General features: G+C 42.4%; 19 protein-coding genes. All 19 read left to right on the top strand.

What is annotated here, in order from left to right; translation table 11 throughout:
- The 19 genes from AC1RM2_RS11460 to AC1RM2_RS11370 all read left to right on the top strand — a co-directional run bounded on the left by AC1RM2_RS11460 (position 1) and on the right by AC1RM2_RS11370 (position 20949).
- A complete protein-coding gene (locus AC1RM2_RS11460; RefSeq protein WP_492985213.1) occupies positions 1-1212 on the top strand; it encodes an NADH-quinone oxidoreductase subunit D in 1212 nt (403 codons plus the stop codon).
- Positions 1205-1729 (top strand): NADH-quinone oxidoreductase subunit NuoE family protein, encoded by a 525-nt coding sequence (locus tag AC1RM2_RS11455; RefSeq protein ID WP_477360103.1) that lies wholly within the window; start codon positions 1205-1207, stop codon positions 1727-1729. Before AC1RM2_RS11460 ends, AC1RM2_RS11455 begins: the two co-directional genes overlap by 8 nt.
- 4 nt (positions 1730-1733) lie before the next feature.
- Positions 1734-3092: an NADH-quinone oxidoreductase subunit NuoF gene (gene nuoF / locus AC1RM2_RS11450; RefSeq protein ID WP_492985212.1), complete on the top strand. Its 1359-nt coding sequence runs from the start codon at positions 1734-1736 to the stop codon at positions 3090-3092.
- A 181-nt stretch (positions 3093-3273) separates the two neighbouring features.
- Entirely contained in the window at positions 3274-4263 is a 990-nt protein-coding gene (locus AC1RM2_RS11445; protein WP_439699265.1) for an NADH-quinone oxidoreductase subunit G, read from the top strand.
- Positions 4263-5303: an NADH-quinone oxidoreductase subunit NuoH gene (gene nuoH, locus AC1RM2_RS11440; protein WP_492985211.1), complete on the top strand. Its 1041-nt coding sequence runs from the start codon at positions 4263-4265 to the stop codon at positions 5301-5303. The genes AC1RM2_RS11445 and nuoH overlap by 1 nt, the downstream gene beginning before the upstream one ends.
- A 4-nt stretch (positions 5304-5307) precedes the next feature.
- On the top strand, positions 5308-5805 hold the full coding sequence (locus AC1RM2_RS11435) for a NuoI/complex I 23 kDa subunit family protein (RefSeq protein WP_147053380.1): 498 nt from the start codon (positions 5308-5310) through the stop codon (positions 5803-5805).
- Positions 5806-5865: 60 nt separating this feature from the next.
- Complete coding sequence (locus tag AC1RM2_RS11430) at positions 5866-6363, top strand: NADH-quinone oxidoreductase subunit J family protein (RefSeq protein ID WP_090651869.1); 498 nt, start codon at positions 5866-5868, stop codon at positions 6361-6363.
- Positions 6363-6692 carry an NADH-quinone oxidoreductase subunit NuoK gene (nuoK, locus tag AC1RM2_RS11425; RefSeq protein WP_090651799.1) on the top strand — a complete coding sequence of 110 codons (330 nt, stop codon included), beginning with the start codon at positions 6363-6365 and terminating at the stop codon, positions 6690-6692. The genes AC1RM2_RS11430 and nuoK overlap by 1 nt, the downstream gene beginning before the upstream one ends.
- A 188-nt stretch (positions 6693-6880) precedes the next feature.
- Positions 6881-8791 carry an NADH-quinone oxidoreductase subunit L gene (gene nuoL / locus AC1RM2_RS11420; RefSeq protein ID WP_492985210.1) on the top strand — a complete coding sequence of 637 codons (1911 nt, stop codon included), beginning with the start codon at positions 6881-6883 and terminating at the stop codon, positions 8789-8791.
- 22 nt (positions 8792-8813) lie between these two features.
- Positions 8814-10289, top strand: a complete 1476-nt coding sequence (locus AC1RM2_RS11415; RefSeq protein WP_492985209.1) for a complex I subunit 4 family protein — start codon at positions 8814-8816, stop codon at positions 10287-10289.
- 54 nt (positions 10290-10343) lie between these two features.
- Positions 10344-11726, top strand: a complete 1383-nt coding sequence (locus AC1RM2_RS11410; protein WP_492985208.1) for an NADH-quinone oxidoreductase subunit N — start codon at positions 10344-10346, stop codon at positions 11724-11726.
- 55 nt (positions 11727-11781) lie between these two features.
- Positions 11782-12429 (top strand): DedA family protein, encoded by a 648-nt coding sequence (locus AC1RM2_RS11405; RefSeq protein WP_090651803.1) that lies wholly within the window; start codon positions 11782-11784, stop codon positions 12427-12429.
- Positions 12430-12450: 21 nt separating this feature from the next.
- The gene (locus AC1RM2_RS11400) at positions 12451-12996 is read left to right on the top strand and encodes an inorganic diphosphatase (RefSeq protein WP_147053375.1); all 546 of its coding nucleotides are present in this window, start codon (positions 12451-12453) and stop codon (positions 12994-12996) included.
- 7 nt (positions 12997-13003) lie between these two features.
- Entirely contained in the window at positions 13004-14344 is a 1341-nt protein-coding gene (locus AC1RM2_RS11395; RefSeq protein WP_492985207.1) for a hemolysin family protein, read from the top strand.
- A 12-nt stretch (positions 14345-14356) separates the two neighbouring features.
- Entirely contained in the window at positions 14357-15067 is a 711-nt protein-coding gene (locus tag AC1RM2_RS11390; protein ID WP_492985206.1) for a 16S rRNA (uracil(1498)-N(3))-methyltransferase, read from the top strand.
- Positions 15064-15726: a DUF4159 domain-containing protein gene (locus AC1RM2_RS11385; protein ID WP_492985205.1), complete on the top strand. Its 663-nt coding sequence runs from the start codon at positions 15064-15066 to the stop codon at positions 15724-15726. The genes AC1RM2_RS11390 and AC1RM2_RS11385 overlap by 4 nt, the downstream gene beginning before the upstream one ends.
- 129 nt (positions 15727-15855) lie before the next feature.
- The gene (locus AC1RM2_RS11380) at positions 15856-16353 is read left to right on the top strand and encodes an acyl-CoA carboxylase biotin carboxyl carrier protein subunit (RefSeq protein ID WP_492985204.1); all 498 of its coding nucleotides are present in this window, start codon (positions 15856-15858) and stop codon (positions 16351-16353) included.
- 129 nt (positions 16354-16482) lie between these two features.
- Positions 16483-19542, top strand: coding sequence for a SusC/RagA family TonB-linked outer membrane protein (locus AC1RM2_RS11375; protein ID WP_492985203.1), 3060 nt, complete (start codon positions 16483-16485; stop codon positions 19540-19542).
- Between the two features lie 15 nt (positions 19543-19557).
- On the top strand, positions 19558-20949 hold the full coding sequence (locus AC1RM2_RS11370) for a RagB/SusD family nutrient uptake outer membrane protein (protein WP_492985202.1): 1392 nt from the start codon (positions 19558-19560) through the stop codon (positions 20947-20949).
- Positions 20950-21095: the final 146 nt, after the last annotated feature.

Genomic DNA, 21095 nt, shown 5'->3' with positions numbered 1-21095 from the left:
ATGCAAAACCATCCTGTATATACAGATAACGATCCGCAAAACGAGCTCTCGACCTTAAACCTCGGCCCTACGCACCCTGCAACCCATGGTGTGTTTCAAAACGTGCTGCAATTGGATGGCGAAAGAATTGTAAGCGGCGTATCAACCATAGGGTATATTCACCGCGCGTTTGAAAAAATTGCCGAACACCGCCCTTTTTACCAGATAACCCCGTTAACCGACAGGCTTAACTATTGCTCATCGCCCATCAACAACATGGGTTGGCACATGACGGTAGAAAAACTGTTAGGAATTACCACACCAAAACGCGTTGACTACCTGCGCGTAATTGTGATGGAACTGGCCCGTATTGCCGATCATATTGTTTGTAACGGTGTATTGGGTGTGGATACCGGCGCTTTTACCGGCTTCCTGTACATGATGGAGTTCCGCGAGGCTATTTATGAAATTTACGAAGAAGTTTGCGGCAGCCGCTTAACTACAAACATTGGGCGTATTGGTGGTTTTGAACGTAATTTCAATTCTATCGCTTTTGCCAAACTGCGTAAGTTTTTGGTTGATTTCCCTAAAACATTAAAAGAGTTTGAATCGCTGTTTAACCGTAACCGCATCTTTGTCGACAGGACAAAAGACGTGGCTGCCGTTACCGCCGAGGATGCCTTAGCCTATAGCTGGACAGGCCCGATATTACGTGCCACCGGTGTTGATTACGATGTAAGGGCCATGAACCCATACTCGTCATACGAAGATTTTGAATTTGAAGTACCCGTAGGTACCAATGGCGATGTTTATAGCCGCTTTTTGGTACGTAACGAGGAAATGTGGCAGAGCCTGCGCATTATTGACCAGGCGTTAACCAAACTGGATAAAGAACCATCGGATGTTTTCCATGCTGATGTGCCGGAGTTTTACCTGCCTCCAAAAGAAGAAGTTTATAATAATATGGAAGCCTTGATCTATCACTTTAAAATTGTGATGGGCGAGATACCAACCCCTAACACCGAGGTTTATCATTCGGTTGAAGGTGCCAATGGCGAATTAGGTTTTTATTTGGTGAATGATGGCGGGCGCAGCCCATACCGTTTGCATTTCCGCAGGCCAAGCTTTATCAATTACCAGATGTATGCGCCAATGAGCCGCGGGATGTTATTATCAGATGCGATTATTAATATGAGTAGTTTAAACGTTATAGCCGGAGAGTTAGATGCTTAGAGTTGAAGATACTCAGGTTTCGGTTGAGTTTAGCCCGGAACTGCTGAATAAATTTGCTGATGTGGTTACCCGCTATCCCGCAGGTAAGCAAAAATCGGCATTGTTGCCTATCCTGCACTATGTACAGGCCGAGTTTGGCTGGGTAAGCCCGCAGGCTATGGATAAGGTTGCAGCCTATTTGGATATATTGCCTATTGAGGTTTACGAAGTAGCTACATTTTATACCATGTACCTGCTTAAGCCAAGCGGTAAATACGTATTGGAAGTATGCCGTACAGGTCCTTGCGGTGTTGTGGGTGCCGATAAGATCATGGATCATATTGAACAAACGCTTGGGGTACCCGAAGGCGAAGTTACTGCCGATGGCTTATTTAGCTGGAGAGGCGTAGAGTGCCTTGCGGCATGTGGTTACGGTCCGGTGCTGCAGATTGGCCCCGAATATACTTTTTATGAGAATTTAACTAACCAGTCGGTTGATAAACTGATTGGAGATTTAAAGGCAAAAGCAAAAAATTAAAGCAATGGGACGCAAATTACTTTTAGAACATATAAACGTACCCGGCATCAATACATTTGATGTTTACCGCCAAAAAGGTGGTTATGCATCTGTAGAGAAAGCTTTAAAAACCATGACGCCAGAGGCGATTGTGGAAGAGGTAAAAAAATCAGGCTTACGCGGTCGTGGTGGTGCGGGTTTCCCAACCGGCATGAAGTGGAGCTTTTTGGCTAAACCCGAGGGGGTAGAGCGCTACCTTGTTTGCAATGCCGACGAATCGGAGCCAGGTACTTTTAAAGACCGTTATTTGATGACCTATATCCCTCACTTATTAATTGAGGGGATGATTGTAGCCAGTTTTGCGCTGGGTGCCAAAACATCATACATCTACGTTCGTGGCGAAATGATGCCGCAGATCCGCATCCTGGAAAGGGCCATCGCGGAAGCAAAAGCAAAAGGATTTTTAGGAAAAAATATATTAGGATCGGGCTACGACCTGGAGCTGTACGTGCAACCGGGTGGTGGTGCATACATCTGCGGGGAAGAAACCGCCCTGTTAGAATCATTGGAAGGCAAGCGTGGTAACCCGCGTATAAAACCACCATTCCCGGCTATTGCTGGCTTGTATGGCTGCCCAACAGTGGTAAACAATGTGGAATCAATTGCCGCAGTAGTGCCTATTATCAACGAAGGTGGCGACGAGTATGCTAAAATAGGCATTGGCCGCAGCACTGGCACCAAGCTGATTTCGGCTGGTGGAAACGTGAAAAAGCCAGGCGTTTATGAAATTGACCTTGGCCTGCCTGTAGAAGAATTTTTATACTCTGACGAATATTGCGGTGGTATAGCCAACGGCAAACGCCTAAAAGCGGTTGTAGCGGGCGGTTCATCTGTGCCAATTTTACCGGCTAACTTGTTCCTGAAAACCATTAATAACGAACCACGCCTGATGAGCTATGAATCATTGGCCGACGGGGGATTTGTAAGTGGTACGATGATGGGTTCGGGCGGTTTTATAGCTTATGACGAAGACCAATGTATAGTACGCAATACCTGGAACTTCACCCGTTTTTATCACCACGAAAGTTGCGGGCAATGTTCGCCATGCCGTGAAGGTACCGGATGGATGGAAAAAGTATTGCACCGTTTAGAGCATGGCCATGGCAAAATGAGCGATATGGACCTGCTGGTTGATGTATCTAAAAAGATTGAAGGAAATACCATTTGCCCGTTAGGTGACGCAGCAGCATGGCCCGTAGCCAGTGCTATCCGCCACTTCAGGGATGAGTTTGAATGGCACGTAACTAATGGAGCTGAAGCAGTAACAAGGAATTTTGGGTTGGCACATTATGCGGATCCATTGACCGTGGCGGCGGCGGTATAATACACACGCGTCATTGCGAGGTACGAAGCAATCCCCGACTATGCTGAGCGGATTTGCAAATCGGGGATTGTTTCGTACCTCGCAATGACGGAACTCTTAAACTTTATAATTGAAAAATTAGAGTTTAGGATTTTGTAATTAGGATTTAGAGTTTATACGAGGACGTTATATATAAATGTCGATGAAAGTAACGATTGACGGAATACCCGTTGAAGTAGAACCAGGAACAAGCATACTTAATGCCGCAAGGCAGATTGGTGGCGATATTGTTCCGCCTGCTATGTGCTATTACTCCAAGCTGGAAGGCAGTGGTGGTAAATGCCGTACCTGTTTGGTTAAGGTGACCAAAGGATCTGAAAAAGACCCACGCCCTATGCCAAAACTGGTAGCATCATGCCGTACCGGTGTTATGGATGGCATGGAAGTGCAAAACATTACATCGCCCGAGGTTATCGAGGCCCGTAAAGGTGTGGTTGAAATGTTATTGATCAATCACCCGTTGGATTGCCCCGTGTGCGACCAGGCCGGCGAATGCCACCTGCAGGATTTGGGCTTTGAGCACGGCGCGGCTAAAACCCGTTACGAATTTGACCGCCGTACTTTTGAAAAAATTGATATTGGCGATAAAATTCAGCTGCACATGACGCGTTGCATCCTTTGCTACCGTTGTGTTTTCACTGCCGATCAGATCACCAATACCCGCTTACATGGTATCCTGAACAGGGGTGATCATTCCGAGATATCCACCTACATCAGCAAAGCTGTTGATAACGATTTCTCGGGCAACGTAATTGATGTTTGCCCGGTAGGCGCGTTAACTGATAAAACTTTCCGCTTTAAAAACCGTGTTTGGTTTACTAAGCCGGTAGATGCGCACCGCGATTGTGATAAATGCTGTGGTAAGGTAACTTTATGGTATAAAGGTGAGGATGTGATCAGGGTAACAGGCCGTAAAGATGTTTATGGCGAGGTGGAAGAATTTATCTGCAATACCTGCCGCTTTGATAAAAAGAAAACCGCTGATTGGGTAATTGAAGGCCCGCGTAAGATATCGCACAAATCGGTTATCAGCTCAAATCATTACGAGTTTACGCCGCTGCCGGTTGTTAAAACAAACCCGGTATTACTTGAAGCCAATAAAGAACAATTTGAAAGGGATACAAGATTATAATGGGAGCCGATTTAATATTTAGGATTGTACTGATCGTTGTTATTTTCCTGATCAGTTTGGTTGTGGCCATGTACTCAACCTATGCCGAGCGTAAAATAGCGGCGTTTTTCCAGGATAGGATAGGCCCTAACCGTGCCGGTCCGTGGGGAATATTACAGCCGCTTGCCGATGGTGGTAAGATGTTTTTGAAAGAAGAGATCATCCCTACAAACGCTACCCCGTTTTTGTTCATTGTAGGCCCTTGCCTGGCTATTTTAACAGCCTGTATAGGTTCGGCGGTTATTCCATGGGGTCAAAAAATGGTTATCGGCGGTCACACAATTGATCTGCAGGTTACTGATATCAATGTTGGTGTATTATATATCTTCGGCGTGGTATCATTAGGCGTTTATGGTGTAATGATTGGCGGCTGGGCATCAAACAATAAATATTCATTGTTAGGCGCTATCCGTGCTGCATCACAAAACATCAGTTACGAAATTTCGATGGGCTTATCCATCATTGCCCTATTGATGCTTACCGGTACTTTAAGTTTGAAAGAGATTGCCGAGCAGCAACATGGCTGGAACTGGAATATCATCCGTCAGCCATTAGGCTTTTTGATATTCATCGTATGCGCGTTTGCCGAAACTAATCGGACGCCGTTTGACTTGCCCGAGTGCGAAACCGAGCTTGTAGGTGGTTATCATACGGAGTACTCTTCAATGAAATTAGGTTTCTACCTGTTTGCAGAGTATATCAACATGTTCATTTCATCGGCAGTGATGGCTACCCTTTATTGGGGCGGTTATAACTACCCGGGTATGGATTGGGTATTGGCGCATACAGGCCCTGCTATTGGCCCGCTGATTGGTACAGTAGTGTTGTTCGCGAAAATATTTCTGTTCATCTTCTTCTTTATGTGGGTACGCTGGACTATTCCGCGTTTCCGTTATGATCAGTTGATGGACCTGGGCTGGAAGATATTGATACCATTGGCAATTGCCAACATAGTGCTTACCGGTGTGGTGAGTACAGCACTTAAACACTTTGGATTTTAATTAAATGGAATCATTAAGCAATAAGAAAAAAGTATTGGAAGTAAAGCCGCTCAATTTTCTGGAGCGTGCTTACCTGCCGGCCATTGTTGGCGGTTTGGCCACTACGATGAAGCACTTTTTCAAAAAACCGGTAACCATCAGCTATCCTGAAGAGAAACGCGAGTTTTCTGAAAACTTCCGCGGTATGCACTCGCTTAAGCGCGATGAGGATGGTAAAGAACGTTGTACTGCCTGTGGTTTGTGCGCTTTATCATGCCCTGCAGAAGCTATTACCATGACAGCCGCCGAGCGCCAGAAAGGCGAAGAGCACCTGTACCGCGAAGAAAAATACGCTGCTGTTTACGAGATAAACATGTTACGTTGCATTTTTTGCGGGTTGTGTGAAGAAGCTTGCCCTAAAGAAGCCATTTACCTTGACGGAGATATTGTACCTGCCGACTATTTAAGGAAGGATTTTATTTACGGTAAAGACAAATTAGTAGAGGCACCCTTAAATCAATAAAGAAGTTTTATACCTTTGCCCAACCTTAAAGCAGGGCAAGGGTATTTTGTAAATATAAACATGAGTACATTTTACTTCATCGCGTTTTTGTCCATATTCTTTTCGATATTGGTAATCTCGGCCAAAAATCCGGTACATAGTATCCTTTATCTTATACTTACCTTTTTTACGTTCACCATTCACTATATTTTACTAAACGCCCAGTTTTTGGCTATCGTAAATTTTATAGTGTATATGGGCGCTATCCTGGTATTGTTCCTGTACACCCTGATGCTCATTAACCTGAATAAGGAAAGTGAGCCGGTTAAGCCGTTTATGATAAAAATAGCCGGTGTATTTGGCGGCGGTATTCTTGCTGTTGCAATCGCATCGTCATTAAAACTGGTTGCCACATCAAACCCGGTTGTACTGCAAAACCCCGACCTTGGGTTGGTAAAAAACCTGGGTAAAGTATTGTTTAACGAATTTTTATTGCCGTTTGAAGTATCGTCTGTATTGCTGTTATCGGCAATGGTAGGCGCTGTTTTGCTGGCTACAAAAGACCCTAAAACTACATAATGGAAAGTTTAACAAATACCATGCACGCGGTGCCGCTTAATCATTACATATTGTTAAGTGCCATTATTTTTTCGATTGGTGTAATGGGAGTATTAATACGCCGTAATGCCATCGTGATATTTATGTCGGTTGAGTTGATGCTGAACTCGGTAAACCTGTTGCTAACCGCATTTTCTGTATACAGGGGCGATGCTACCGGCCAGGTTTTCGTATTCTTTATTATGGCGCTGGCCGCTGCCGAAGTAGCAGTAGGTTTGGCTATCATCGTGATGATCTATAGAAATACAAATTCGATAGATATTAATGTGCTGAACAGGCTGAAGTGGTAGTGATTTTGGATTTCGGAATTTCAATTTCGGATTTTAGAATTATAACGAACATATAACAAACCGTCATTGCGAGGTACGAAGCAATCCCCGATAAACAGATCGGATTTGCAAATTGTTTCTTTCTTCGAAATGACGATTAAATAAATAGAAAACGTATAACGTAGTACGTAAAACGTATAACTTAAAACATGAATCAATATATCTGGCTTATTCCCATATTACCGTTAGCCGGTTTTATTATTAACGGACTTGGCCGTAATTCATTATCAAAAGGCGTAATAGGCTTTATTGGCAGTGCGCTTGTTTTGGCATCTTTTGCCTTAAGCATTGCTGTTTTCTTCCAGGTTAAAGCAACCGGCGTAATTAACGTTAATTATTTCGATTGGATTAGCGCAGGTCCTGTAAAAGTGCCTTTCGCGTTTCTTGTAGATCAATTGAGTTCTATCATGCTGTTGATTATTACAGGCGTAGGTTTCCTTATCCACCTGTATTCTATTGGCTATATGCACGATGATAAAGGGTTTGGTAAGTTCTTCGCTTATCTAAACCTGTTTGTTTTCTTCATGCTTTTACTGGTGATGGGTTCAAACTACATCATTATGTTTATAGGCTGGGAGGGCGTTGGTTTATGCTCATACCTGCTTATAGGCTTCTGGTATACCAATCCAAGTTATGCTGATGCCGCCAAAAAGGCATTCATCATGAACCGTATTGGCGATCTTGGCTTTTTGATGGGCGTATTCCTGATCATATACGCTTTTGGCACTGTTGAATTTGCATCCCTTTTCCCTAAAGTAGCGGCAATGAAAGTTGGTGCTGCGCCTCTTACAGCTATTGCTTTACTGCTATTTGTAGGTGCTATGGGTAAATCGGCACAGTTACCGTTGTTTACCTGGTTGCCCGATGCCATGGCTGGCCCTACACCAGTTTCGGCATTAATACACGCTGCAACAATGGTTACCGCCGGTATTTATATGATTGCCCGCTCAAACATTATTTATACACTGTCGCCATTTGCTATGGAAGTGGTGGCAATAGTAGGTTTGGCTACAGCATTGTTTGCTGCACTAATTGCCCTTACGCAAACCGATATTAAAAAGGTATTGGCCTACTCAACCGTATCGCAATTGGGTTATATGTTTTTGGGCTTGGGCGTTGGTGCTTACACCGGTTCTTTCTTCCACGTATTAACCCATGCATTCTTTAAAGCTTTATTATTCCTTGGCGCGGGTTCTGTTATTCACGCAGTAAGCGGCGAGCAGGATATGCGTAAAATGGGTGGCCTGAAAGGCAAACTGCCTGTAACCTTTGTAACCATGCTGATAGGCACCATCGCGATATCCGGTATCCCGCCATTCTCTGGTTTCTTTTCAAAAGACGAAATTTTAGCCCACGCCTACGAACATAGCACTACATTTTATGTAATTGGTGTGTTTACAGCAATGCTAACCTCTTTCTATATGTTCCGGATGATGTACCTTACCTTCTGGGGTAAATTCCGCGGAACCCATGAGCAGGAACATCATTTGCATGAGTCGCCGGCTACCATGACTATTCCTTTGATTGTATTAGCTATATTATCCATCGTAGGTGGTTTAATAGGTGTGCCCGAAGTATTAGGCGGCCACCATGAGTTAGGGCAATACCTCGCGCCGGTATTTAAAGCATCAACTGCCGCGTTGCCAATGCATGAATTATCTGCAGGTACAGAAAAAGCATTGATGATAATTTCGGTAGTGTTAGCATTTGCAGCATTAATTTATGCTTATGTTAAATATGTTAAAAACGGCCGCGTACCGGTGGCTGATACCGAAGAGCGCCCGGCACTAACCAGCTTATCATACCATAAATTTTATGTTGATGAGCTGTATGATTTCCTTATCCGCAAACCCCTGGATTTTCTGTCGACCTTCTTCTACAATGTAGTAGATAAAATGGGTATCGACGGCCTGGTGAACGGGATTGGTAAAGGTACAATTGAAACCAGTAAAGGCTTGCGTTTACTGCAAACCGGTAATGTAGGTTTTTACATATTTGTAATGGTACTGGGTATAATAGGCGTGCTGCTGTATACCGTATTTGGATTAACTAAAGTATAAACGATAGCGTTTAAAACATAAAATGACCGTTAGTATATTAATTTTTTTACCGGTAATTGCCGCAGTTATAGTAGCCTTTTTAAAAGGCAACACAGCCAAATATGCCGCTTTGTTTTTTGCAATAGCCGAGCTTGCGGTAGCAGGCTTGTTTTTAAGCAAGTTTGTACCCGATGCAACTTCGCAGTTTGTTATAGATGCCCCATGGATACCCAGGTTAGGCATTTATTTTGAAGCGGGTATTGATGGGATTAGCATGATTGTAGTGTTACTTACGGTATTGCTTGTTCCGCTTATCATATTAAGTACATTTAAGCACGAGTATAAAAATGCAGGCGCTTTTTATGGCTTGATTTTGTTTATGCAGGCTGGCTTGTTGTTGGTGTTTACTGCGATGGATGGCTTTTTGTTTTACGTAGGATGGGAGGCAGCATTAATTCCAATTTACTTTATATGTGCCCTGTGGGGTGGTGAAAACCGTATCCGTATTACGCTTAAGTTTTTTATCTACACGTTTGCAGGCTCGTTGTTTATGTTGGTGGCCATCATCTACCTCTACCTGCAATCACCAACTAAGACGTTTGATATACATGCCTTTTACACTTTAAAATTAGGCGTTCAGCAACAGTCATGGGTGTTTTTGGCGTTCTTTTTAGCATTTGCTATTAAGATGCCGGTATTCCCGTTCCATACCTGGCAGCCGGATACTTATACCCAAGCCCCAACCGGAGGTACCATGATGCTATCAGGTATTATGCTTAAAATGGGTGTCTATGGCGCTATCCGCTGGATGATACCAAATGCACCTGCAGGTCTTGACCACTGGCAGGCCATTATCACTTCGTTAGCAGTAATAGGGATTGTTTATGCGTCAATTATTGCTTTTAAACAAACTGATGGCAAGCGTTTGGTGGCTTACTCATCTATTGCGCACGTTGGCTTAATTGCGGCAGGTATATTTTCATGGAGTCAGCAAGGCTTACAAGGCGCTATGGTGCAGATGCTTAATCACGGTATCAACGTTGTTGGTATGTTTTTTATCTGGGATATCATCAGCACCCGTTTAAACACCCGCGAAATAGGGAATCTTGGTGGTATTGCCAAAGTAGCCCCTAAATTTTCGATCGCATTTTTAATTATTGTATTGGGTACTGTAGGCCTACCGTTAACCAATGGTTTTGTAGGCGAGTTTTTACTGTTAGATGGCGTGTTTCAGTACAGCGCATTCCATTACATGAATATCGCTTTGGCGGTTATTGCCGGTACAACCATTATTTTAGGTGCGGTTTATATGCTGCGCATGTACAAAAATGTAATGCAGGGCGAAACCAATGAATTAACTACTAATTTTAAAGATATCAGCGGATCTGAGCAATTAGTACTTGGTATTATCTGCGTATTAATAATTGGTATAGGTATTTATCCGCAACCTATTTTGCACATATCCGAGGCGGCTATTACTAATTTGATAAATACTTTAAATACAAAGCCGAGCTTTTAATGCTGGCTTCGCCCTTTAGAGTTTAGAATTTGGCTTTTAGAATTTAACAAGAAAATGACTACTTTAATCATCATATCTGTTTTACCAATAGTGTTGCTGTACCTTGGCTTGTACAAGGTTTCAAAGGCATTATTACCTGTTACCATTGTTGGTTTGCTTGCTGCGCTGGCTTGCGCTGTGGCCGAATACAAAAGGCCCGATACCACAATTCCTACTTTTCATGGTATGATGATGTTCAACAATTTTTCTGTTGTATTTTCATCAATAGCTATTATAACAACTATTTTAATCCTGCTCTTATCAGCCGGTTATTTTGAGAAGATAAGCAACCACGTTGCCGAATATTATGCCATTATCCTTTTCTCGTTGGCAGGCATTATTGTAATGGTTTCTTATTACAACCTAACCATGATGTTTATCGGTATCGAAATCATGTCGGTAAGCTTGTATATACTGGCCGGTATTAAGAAGAGCGATTTTGCCTCAAACGAGGCGGCATTAAAATATTTCCTGATGGGAGCTTTCTCAACAGGTTTCTTGTTATTTGGTATTACTCTGCTTTACGGCACAACAGGCTCTTTTAGCCTCGAGGTTATCAGCGATTGGGTTGTTGCGCATCCACACGCCGATCCTATGTTTTATACCGGTATCGGGCTTATCATTGTAGGCCTTTGCTTTAAAGTGGGTGCTGCGCCATTCCATTTCTGGACACCAGATGTGTACGAGGGTTCGCCGACGCTTATCACTGCTTTCATGTCTACCGTCGTAAAAACCGCTGGCTTTGCGGCATTCCTGCGGTTGTTTTCGGTATGTTTCGCACCACTATCTGATTTTTGGACACCAATTTTACTTGTCATCACTGTAGCAACGTTGTTTATTGGCAACATTACCGCATTATATCAGCAAAGCTTTAAAAGGATGCTTGCTTTTTCAAGTATCTCGCATGCGGGTTACCTGCTTTTTGCAATTGTGGCTTTAGGTGCAAGTTCGGCCAATTCGGTATTTATTTATGCAACCGCCTATTCTGTTGCATCCATTGTAGCTTTTGGTGCCCTTATTTTGGTGCAGCAACAAAGCGGCAGCGATAATTTTGAGAGCTTTAACGGCCTTGCAAAAAAGAACCCTTTCCTGGCATTAGTGCTAACGATAGCAATGCTTTCATTGGCCGGTATCCCGCTTACTGCAGGCTTTATGGGTAAGTTTTATATGTTTACCGGAGCGCTTGCTAAATATCAGTTTTGGCTGGTTATAGTAGCTGTTGTAAACGCCATCATCAGTATTTTCTACTACTTCAGGGTTATTGTGGCCATGTATTTCAGGTCGGCAGACAGGGCCGAGTTGGTGGTGCCGGCTTACTATAAAATTGTTTTTGCTATTTCGGCATTGGCAACTATCATCATCGGTGTTTACCCTGATTTTATTTCCTATTTCATTTAATAGTAACTGGGTACTGCAAATTGATATAATATTTGTAGTTTTACAGATATAGTGAATGGAAAGTTTTTGGGATTACCTTCAAAATTTAACGGACGCTCAATCCATCATAAGTAGGGGAGGTTTTTATTTCCTGCTTGTTGTTGTTTTTGCCGAAACCGGGTTGTTTTTTGGTTTTTTTTTACCAGGAGACTATTTGCTATTTATGGCAGGCTTGTTGTGTTCTGCAGGCAAGGTTGACGTAAATATATCTACATTGGTGTTATCGCTCATTGCAGCAGGCATATTAGGAAATTTTACGGGATATTGGTTTGGTCATCGAACGGGGCCTGTATTGTTTAATAGAAACGACTCGCTGTTTTTTAAGAAGCGATATGTGATACTGGCCAGCGACTTTTATAACAAATACGGTGGTATGGCTTTGATTTTGGGCAGATTTTTCCCTATCGTTAGGACATTTGCCCCTATATTTGCAGGTGTTGTTAAAGTTGATCTTAAAAAGTTTGCTTTATATAACCTTGTTGGTTGCGTAGCATGGGTATGTACGTTTACATTGGGCGGCTTTTTTTTAGGAAAAAGGTTTCCGCAGCTGAAGGATTACATGCAGTATGTGGTATTAGGGCTTATAGTGATTACTACCATACCCCTTGTTGTTGCTTACGTACGAAAGAAAATTGCAGAGAATAAAGAACAGAATATTAGATAATAAATATACTACAAATACCAAATGAGTACACAACATCCATGGCACCAGGTTTCTCCTGGCGACAACATTCCCGAAATTGTTAATGCTATAATCGAAATACCTAAAGGCTCAAAAGCAAAATATGAAATTGATAAAGAATCTGGTTTATTGAAATTAGATCGTGTTTTGTTTTCATCGGTGATGTATCCGGCTAACTATGGCTTTATACCACAAACTTATTGCGATGATAAAGACCCGTTGGATATATTAGTGCTTTGCTCTATTGATGTATTCCCGATGTCGATAATTGAGGCAAAGGTAGTAGGGGTAATGCACATGGTTGATAATGGCGAGCAGGACGATAAAATCATCGCAGTTGCAAAAAATGACATGTCGGTTAACTATATTAACGACCTGAATGAATTGCCGCCACACGCCATGACCGAGATAGTGCGTTTTTTTAAAGATTATAAAAAGCTGGAAGGCAAAAACGTAACCATCGAACATTTATTAGGTGTGCGTTACGCGCATAAGGTAATAAATGAGAGTTTGGAATTGTATAAGTCTACTTTTCCGGTAACCCAATAAATATTAGATGGACCCCGCGCATTACGAAATAAGCACCTTTTATTTAATTGCAACCGTATTCCTGGTTTTGCTCAACGGTTTTTTTGTAGCCGCAGAGTTTGCCATGGTAAGGGTGCGGGGTTCACAAATAGAAATTAAAGCAAAATCGGGCAGTGGCGTTGCCAAAGTTGCACGTGGCATACTGCATAATCTGGATGGGTACCTGGCTGCTACGCAGCTGGGCATTACCATTGCTTCACTGGCCCTTGGTGTAGTGGGCGAAGAGGTTGCCACCAATATTGTTATCAGGGCATTTTTGGCAGTGGGGATAACCCTTTCGCCCGGCTTTATCACAGCCAGCCACATCCTTGCCTTTACATTTATTACGGTATTGCATATTGTATTTGGCGAGCTTGCCCCCAAATCAATAGCCATTCAAAAGTCGGTACGTACGGTGTTGGCCATATCGTTGCCACTCCGGTTTTTCTTTGTGTTTTTTAAACCGTTGATCTGGGTACTAAATGGCTTTGCTAACTTTATTTTAAAGCTTTTAGGGATCAGTACTTTAGAGGGCGGCGAAGCCCACCATAGTTCTGAAGAATTGCAGTACCTGCTTGAACAGGGTAAAGAGTCGGGTGCTTTAGATTCAAACGAGCATGAGCTGATTCAGAATGTTTTTGATTTTAACGAACGTGTTGTTAAAAACATTATGGTACCCCGCACCAAAATTTCGGGCATCGATATTACCTCGACCAAGCAGGAATTGCTGGATATGATCATCGACGAGGGCTACTCCCGGATGCCTGTTTTTGATGATGTAATAGATAAGATCATCGGGATTGTACATGCCAAAGATATTTTACCGCTGCTTGCCCGTAACGAAGAGATTGTACTGAAAAACATCATCCGCAAACCGTACTTTATTCCCGAAACCAAAAAGATAAATGACTTGATGGCCGAGCTTCAGCAAAAACGTATCCAGATAGCTATAGTGCTGGATGAGTTTGGCGGAACGGCCGGGATGGTAACCCTGGAAGATATTGTGGAGGAACTGGTAGGCGAGATACAGGACGAGTACGATGAGGAAAAACCAATTGTGGAAAAAGTTAACGAACGTGAGTTTATTGTAAACGCCCTTGCGCCCATATATGATGTAAACGAGCACCTGCCCCATGACTTGCCCGAAGATGGCGACTTTGATACGGTAAGCGGCTGGCTGGGGCACATTTTTGGCAAAATTCCGGATGTTGGCGAGCAAAAGGAATCAAATGGTTATAATATCACTGTGTTGCGCAAATCAGATCAGAATATTGAATCTGTTAAGCTTGAATTGCTGATAAATGAAGAAGATGCAGTAGATTTACATTAATCTGCTTAGCCAATGCATCTTTTTTATACGCCCGATATTGCCCCCTCGCATCCCCAATATTTTCTTAGTGAAGAAGAGAGCAAGCATGCTATACGCGTTTTGCGGCTGGAGGCAGGCGACGAAGTTCAACTGATTGATGGGCGCGGAGGGTTTTATAATGCGGTTATTCATGATGCGCATCCTAAACGTACCATCCTTAATATTACATCAGTTACCCCAGAGTTTAATAAACGGAACCATTACCTGCACATAGCGGTAGCACCCACCAAAAATATCGAACGCCTGGAGTGGTTTTTAGAAAAAGCCACCGAAATTGGCATCGATGAAATATCGCTCATCATTACCCAACGGTCGGAGCGTAAGGAGGCCAAGGTTGACAGGCTTAACAAAATCATCACCGCAGCTATCAAGCAATCGTTAAAAGCATATCATCCTGTACTAAATGATGCGGCTAAATTTAACCAGCTGTTAGCTATCCCTTTTGATGGGCAAAGGTTTATTGCTCATTGTGAACCTGGCGATAAGCTCGATTTGCGTAAAGTAATAAACCCGCAGGGCCGTTATTTAATATTGATAGGGCCCGAGGGTGATTTTAGCCCTGCCGAAATTGAGTTGGCTTTGGAAAGCGGCTTTAAACCGATAACTTTGGGTGAGGCCAGGCTGCGTACCGAGACCGCCGCTCTTGAAGCCTGCTTTGAAGTCAATTTTTTAAACCGGCTATGAAAAAACTCAGTTATATCATCATTGCGTTTGCTGCATTTGTAGCTGTGTGTGGTTTCTGTGCTCCCTCGTATAAAATTGCCCGGCTTAAGTACGCCGGTGGGGGCGATTGGTATGGCGACCGTACTGCTTTAACCAACCTGGCAAAATTTTGCAACGAAAACCTGAAAACTAACTTTGATACCGATGATGAGGTTGTTGAAGTGGGTAGTGCATCGATATTTAATTATCCCTTTGTTTTTATGACGGGGCATGGTAACGTAATCTTTAGCGATCAGGAAGCCCGTAACCTGCGCAAATACCTCACCGGCGGAGGTTTTTTGCATATCGACGATAACTACGGATTGGATAAATTCATCCGCCCGCAGATGAAAAAAGTATTTCCTGAACTTGAATTTGTGGAGTTGCCGCTTAATCATCCAATTTATCACCAAAAATACAGCTTCCCAAATGGCTTGCCAAAAATACACGAGCATGATGGTACCCGCGCACAAGGTTTTGGACTGATATACAAAGGGCGATTAGTGTGCTTTTATGACTATGAGTGCGATCTGGGCAATGGCTGGGAGGATTATGGTACTTATGCAGGCGATACGCAGGAAACGCGTATAAAGGCGCTTAAAATGGGCGCCAATATGGTGCAATATGTTTTTACGCAGTAGTTTTAGACCACGGTTTCACGTTTGCTCAACTATTTGCATTTTGTTATAAGGCTAACCCTGATATTTGCTTAACTTTAAACGTCATTAGGTTAAGAACTACACTATCCTGAAACTCAAACCCTGCAAAACATGTATCAAATAAAAATAAATGAGAAATATAGCTTTGATGCAGCGAGAAACGGTGAAGGTCTGCTTATTAATAATGCGGCTACCACGGCCGATATTAAACATATTGGCGGAGGCATCTATCATATTATAGAAGGCAACCAATCATACAATGCCGACGTAGTATCTTTTAACAGTGCCGATAAAACTGCCCAAATTAAGATAAACAATAATACCTATACAATTACGGTAAAAGATCAGTTTGATATTTTGCTGGATAAATTAGGCTTGAGTAGTTTAACCAGTGCTCAGCTAAGCGAAATTAAGGCCCCTATGCCAGGCCTTGTACTCAAAGTATTTGCTGTTGCAGGCGATGAGGTAAAAAAAGGAGATAACCTTTTGGTACTTGAAGCCATGAAGATGGAAAACATTATCAAATGCCCGGCAGATGTAACTATAAAGAAAATCAGGATAAAAAGCGGTGATAAGGTGGAAAAGGGACAAATTTTGATAGAATTTTAAAAAATCATCTATTCTTCACTGTAATTTTGGTACTACATTTGTAAAAAAACGCGATAAATCCCTATCGTTTTAATTGTTTTTTTGCCTTTTTGTTAATAACTTACCTTTTTTAAATTAATATTTAACTCTATGAAGAAAAATCTACTAACAATTTTGTTGTTATTTTCCTGCATTTCATTCGTTTTCGCACAAAACCGTGTTATTACAGGTAAGGTAACAGATCAAAAGGATGGTTCGCCCTTACCCGGGGTAAGCGTGACCGTGAAAGGTGCCCCCAGTATCGGCGCTCAAACAGATGTAAGTGGAGCCTACAAACTTTCGGTACCTGCTACAGCCAAAGTTTTAGTCTTCAGATTTATCGGTTATACACCGGTTGAGGGTGCAATAAGTAACCTGGTTGTTAATGCAAGTTTGGCCGTTGATGCCAAGCAGCTTAACGAAGTTGTAGTGGTTGGGTATGGTACTCAAAGCAGGGCTTCGTTAACGGGCTCGGTTTCAAAAATTAAAGGTACCGACATTGAAAATATTCCTGTACCAAGTCTTGAGTCGGCTATTCAGGGTCGTACGCCTGGTGTATATATCCAGGCACAAAACGGTAAGCTGGGGCAAGGTATACAAGTGCGTATCCGTGGTGCTTCCTCTGTATCAGCAGGTAACCAGCCTTTATATGTGGTTGATGGCTTGCCTATCACTGTTGATGATTTTTCAAGCAATGGCGCATCAACCAATCCTTTAGTCGACTTGAATCAAAATGATATCGAATCTATTGATATATTAAAAGATGCATCTGCTGCTGCTATTTACGGTTCAAGGGCATCAAACGGTGTAGTTTTGGTAACAACCAAAAAAGGTAAAGCGGGCGATACCAAAGTTACTTATAACCAGTATTATGGTTTTAGTAAACCAACAGGCGAACGCGAGTTTTTAAATGCCGAGCAATATGTTACTTTGCTGAGATTGGCAGGTGCAGCTGGAGGGTATTCAACCACATCTGTTGAAGCCAGGCTAAAAAGGTATGCAGCAGGCAGCGATGATTATAAAACCTATAAAGTAAATACCGATTGGCAGAAAGAAATTACTCAACACGCTCCTGTACAAAATTATAACCTGGTATTATCTGGCGGTACCGATAAAACCAAGTTTTACATTTCCGGCACGTATAATAATCAAAAAGGTTTCCTGATAGGTAACGCCATTAACCAGTATAGCTTGCGTACAAACATTAGCAATCAGGCCAACAAGTGGCTGGAAGTAGGTGCTAACCTGAGCGTTTCGCGTACTAAAAACTATCGTTTATCAAATGATGACCAGTTTTCGACACCAGAGCAAATCGTAGCCTTATCGCCAATAACCCCGGTTATTGACCCGCGTACAGGTTTAACCAGTGGTGCGCTTGATAATGCGACAGGTTTACCTAACACTAATTTCCCTGTTTATTATAATCCATTAATCAACGCCCAAAACGCGTATTTTAATACATTGGACTATAGAAACCTGGGTAATGTTTATGCGCAAATAAAGCTGTTGCCATCGTTAAATTTTCGTTCGGAAGTTGGTGTTGATATCTTGAATTCAAGCGAGGATAGTTATGCAGGTAGCTTAACCTTGCGTAATTCCGGTACCGGCAACGGATCGGGGTTTAATTCGTCTGTAACATCTATGAACTTTAACACTAATAACTTTTTGCAGTTTATAAAAGATATTGGCAAAAGTAATATTAATGCTGTTGGTGGTATGACTTATCAGCGCCAGCAAAATGATCTGAACTCTATAAGTGGTGATCAATTCCCGAGCGATGCTTATAAAAAGCTGATCAGTTCAGCAGATATTACCGGCGCATCATCATCATCTACAGCGTACTCATTGCTATCATACTTTGCAAGGGCAAACTATAAATATGATGAAAAGTACCTTTTATCGTTAAGTGGCCGTGTTGATGGTTCATCAAGGTTTGGCGCAAATCACCGGTATGGCTTTTTCCCTGCCGCATCGGTGGGTTGGGTTGTTTCTGAAGAAGGATTCATGAAAAAACAACAATTGGTATCTGAATTGAAAATCAGGGCCAGTTATGGTTTAACAGGTAACTCCGAGATTGGTAACTTTCCATCGCGTGGTTTGTTTACCGAGTTTGGGTATGCCGGTGTGGCCGGTGCGAGGCCAACCCAATTGCCAAACCCAGATTTGAAATGGGAAACGACCGCGCAATCAGATATTGGTGTGGATATCGGGCTTTTCAACGGCCGTTTATCTGGTCAGTTTGATGTTTACCTTAAGAAAACCAAAGATTTGTTGTTAAACGTACAGGTACCTGCAACTTCGGGCTATACAACAATTACTCAAAATTTGGGTAAGCTGCAAAACAAAGGGTTTGAAATGCAGATCGACTCGAAAAACATAGTAGGTAAGGAAGTTAGCTGGTCAACCGGGTTTAACTTTTCTGTAAACCGTAATAAAATTACCGATTTGAAAGGCCAGGTTATTACAGGAGGCGGAGATGCCGTAAATCGCGCTGTTGAAGGGCAGCCACTGGGTATATTTTACACAGTAGAGTTTGCCGGCGCCGATCCTGCTAATGGCGATGCGCTTTATTACAAGAATACCGATCTTGGTAATGGAAAACGCGATAGAACAACTACCAGCGATTATAATGCGGCAACGCCTGTTGTAGTAGGCGATCCTAATCCTAAATTTATCGCCGGTTTAAGTAATACCGTTACTTATAAAGGAATTGAGTTTAGTTTCTTATTACAGGAGGTAAACGGTGATAAAATTTATAATGGCGGTGGCCAGTACATGTCCGTTGGTTTTAACAATGGCGCGGATAACCAAACTATTGACCAATTACAATCGTGGAAAAAACCAGGCGATAAAACTATGGTACCAGAAGCCCGCTTATTTGGTGGTAATGGCGTATCACCGAGTTCAAGGTATTTGAGTGACGGATCATATTTGCGTTTGAAAAATATTGTATTAGGTTATAATTTCCCCAAAAGTATACTTGAAAAAATTAAACTACGTAGTTTAAGGATTTACGTGCAAGCTACAAACTTAGCCACCTGGACTAAATATAAAGGCTGGGACCCTGAGTTGAACTCGGATGCCTTTTCTGGCAACATTACCCAGAATTATGACTTTTATGCAGCTCCGCAAGCTAAAACAATAACTTTTGGAATAAACGTGGGATTTTAATTTAAGCTGAAGAAGATGAAAAAAATAAAATATTCGATTATAGCATTAGGTACTATAGCAATGCTGTATAACTCCGGCTGTGAAAAGCAGTTGGATATTAAGCCGCAAAATTCTGTTGAATCGGCGCTGGCTTTAAAAACATCAAAAGATGTACAGGGTGTACTTATTGGCGCATACACTGCGGCGGGCCTAAGAGGCTTATATGGTGGCAGGTTACAATCAAGTACGGATTTTTTAGCCGATGATGGAGATTTCTCCTATTTTGGTACATTCTCTGACTATACCGAATTAGATAACAAAGCGATAACCATAAACAATTTTTTTGTTGAAGGAGTATGGGACAGCGGATATAACACAATAGGAGTGTGTAATACGGTATTGGCTAATTTAAACCTCGTTGTAAGCACAAGTAAAAATACTGTGGAAGGCGAAGCCAAGTTTTTGCGCGGAATGACTTATTTTGATTTGGCGCGCGCGTTTGGAAGAGCGTGGAATGATGGATCGCCAACTACCAATCTTGCCGTACCACTGGTGTTAACGCCAACTACCACTATTCCAGGTATTCAAAAGGTTAAACGTAATACTGTAGCTGAAGTTTATGCCCAGGCAATAGCAGATCTTAAAGTGGCCGAAGCAAATCTTCCTTCGATATCCACAACATATGCAAGTTCAACGGCGGCCTCTGCAGTATTGGCAAGAATTTATCTAACGCAGGAAAACTACGCACAGGCTGAAATTGAAGCGAGTAAAGTAATTGATGCTGGTTATGGGCTGGTTGAGCATTTTACTGATGAGTTTCAGGTTAAAGAGCAGGCAACGCGTGTATTCAATACCAAAGAGGATATTTTTGCAATTCAAATATCAAATCAATCAGGTTTTAATGCACTAAACGAGGTATACGCATCGTCTGCCTTTGCAGGCCGCGAGGAAACCTATATTAACCAGCAACATTTTGATCGTTATGAAACGGGTGATGATAGGGCTAACGAGTTCACTGACGATAGCTTTACGTCGAAGTTTAACAATGCTTTTGGCAATGTTGTCACAATTCGTTTGGCCGAGATTTACCTGATCAGGGCTGAAGCGCGAATTTTGAAAGCCACTCCGGATTTAACCGGCGCGGCAGCGGATATCAATATTATAAGACACAGGGCATTATTACCTAATACACCTGCCATTACAGCAGCAGCTTTATTTGCAGCAGTTAAGCAGGAACGCCGTGTTGAACTTCCGTTTGAAGGCCAGCGCCTGGGCGATTTAAAACGCTATAAGGAAACTACATATTCCATTGATGGTGATGGTAACCACGTAGACGCATTTGCATGGAACTCACCGAAACTGGTATTCCCTATACCGAAACGTGAAATGGATGCTAACTCTAATTTAGTACAAAACCCAGGTTATTAATAAGATTACCCAATATAGAATAAAACCCGGTAGCTGATGCTGTCGGGTTTTATTATTTCAGAGAGGCGCCGTGCTCGGGCTATACTCAATACTGATGTTCGGATATGCCCTTGCCTCGTTGGGTTGTTAACCGTTCATTATCGATG

Source organism: Mucilaginibacter sp. GW822-FHT03E02, assembly GCF_058801545.1.
Note: the sequence above shows the minus strand (reverse complement) of the source record. Positions and strands in the feature narration are given on the sequence as shown.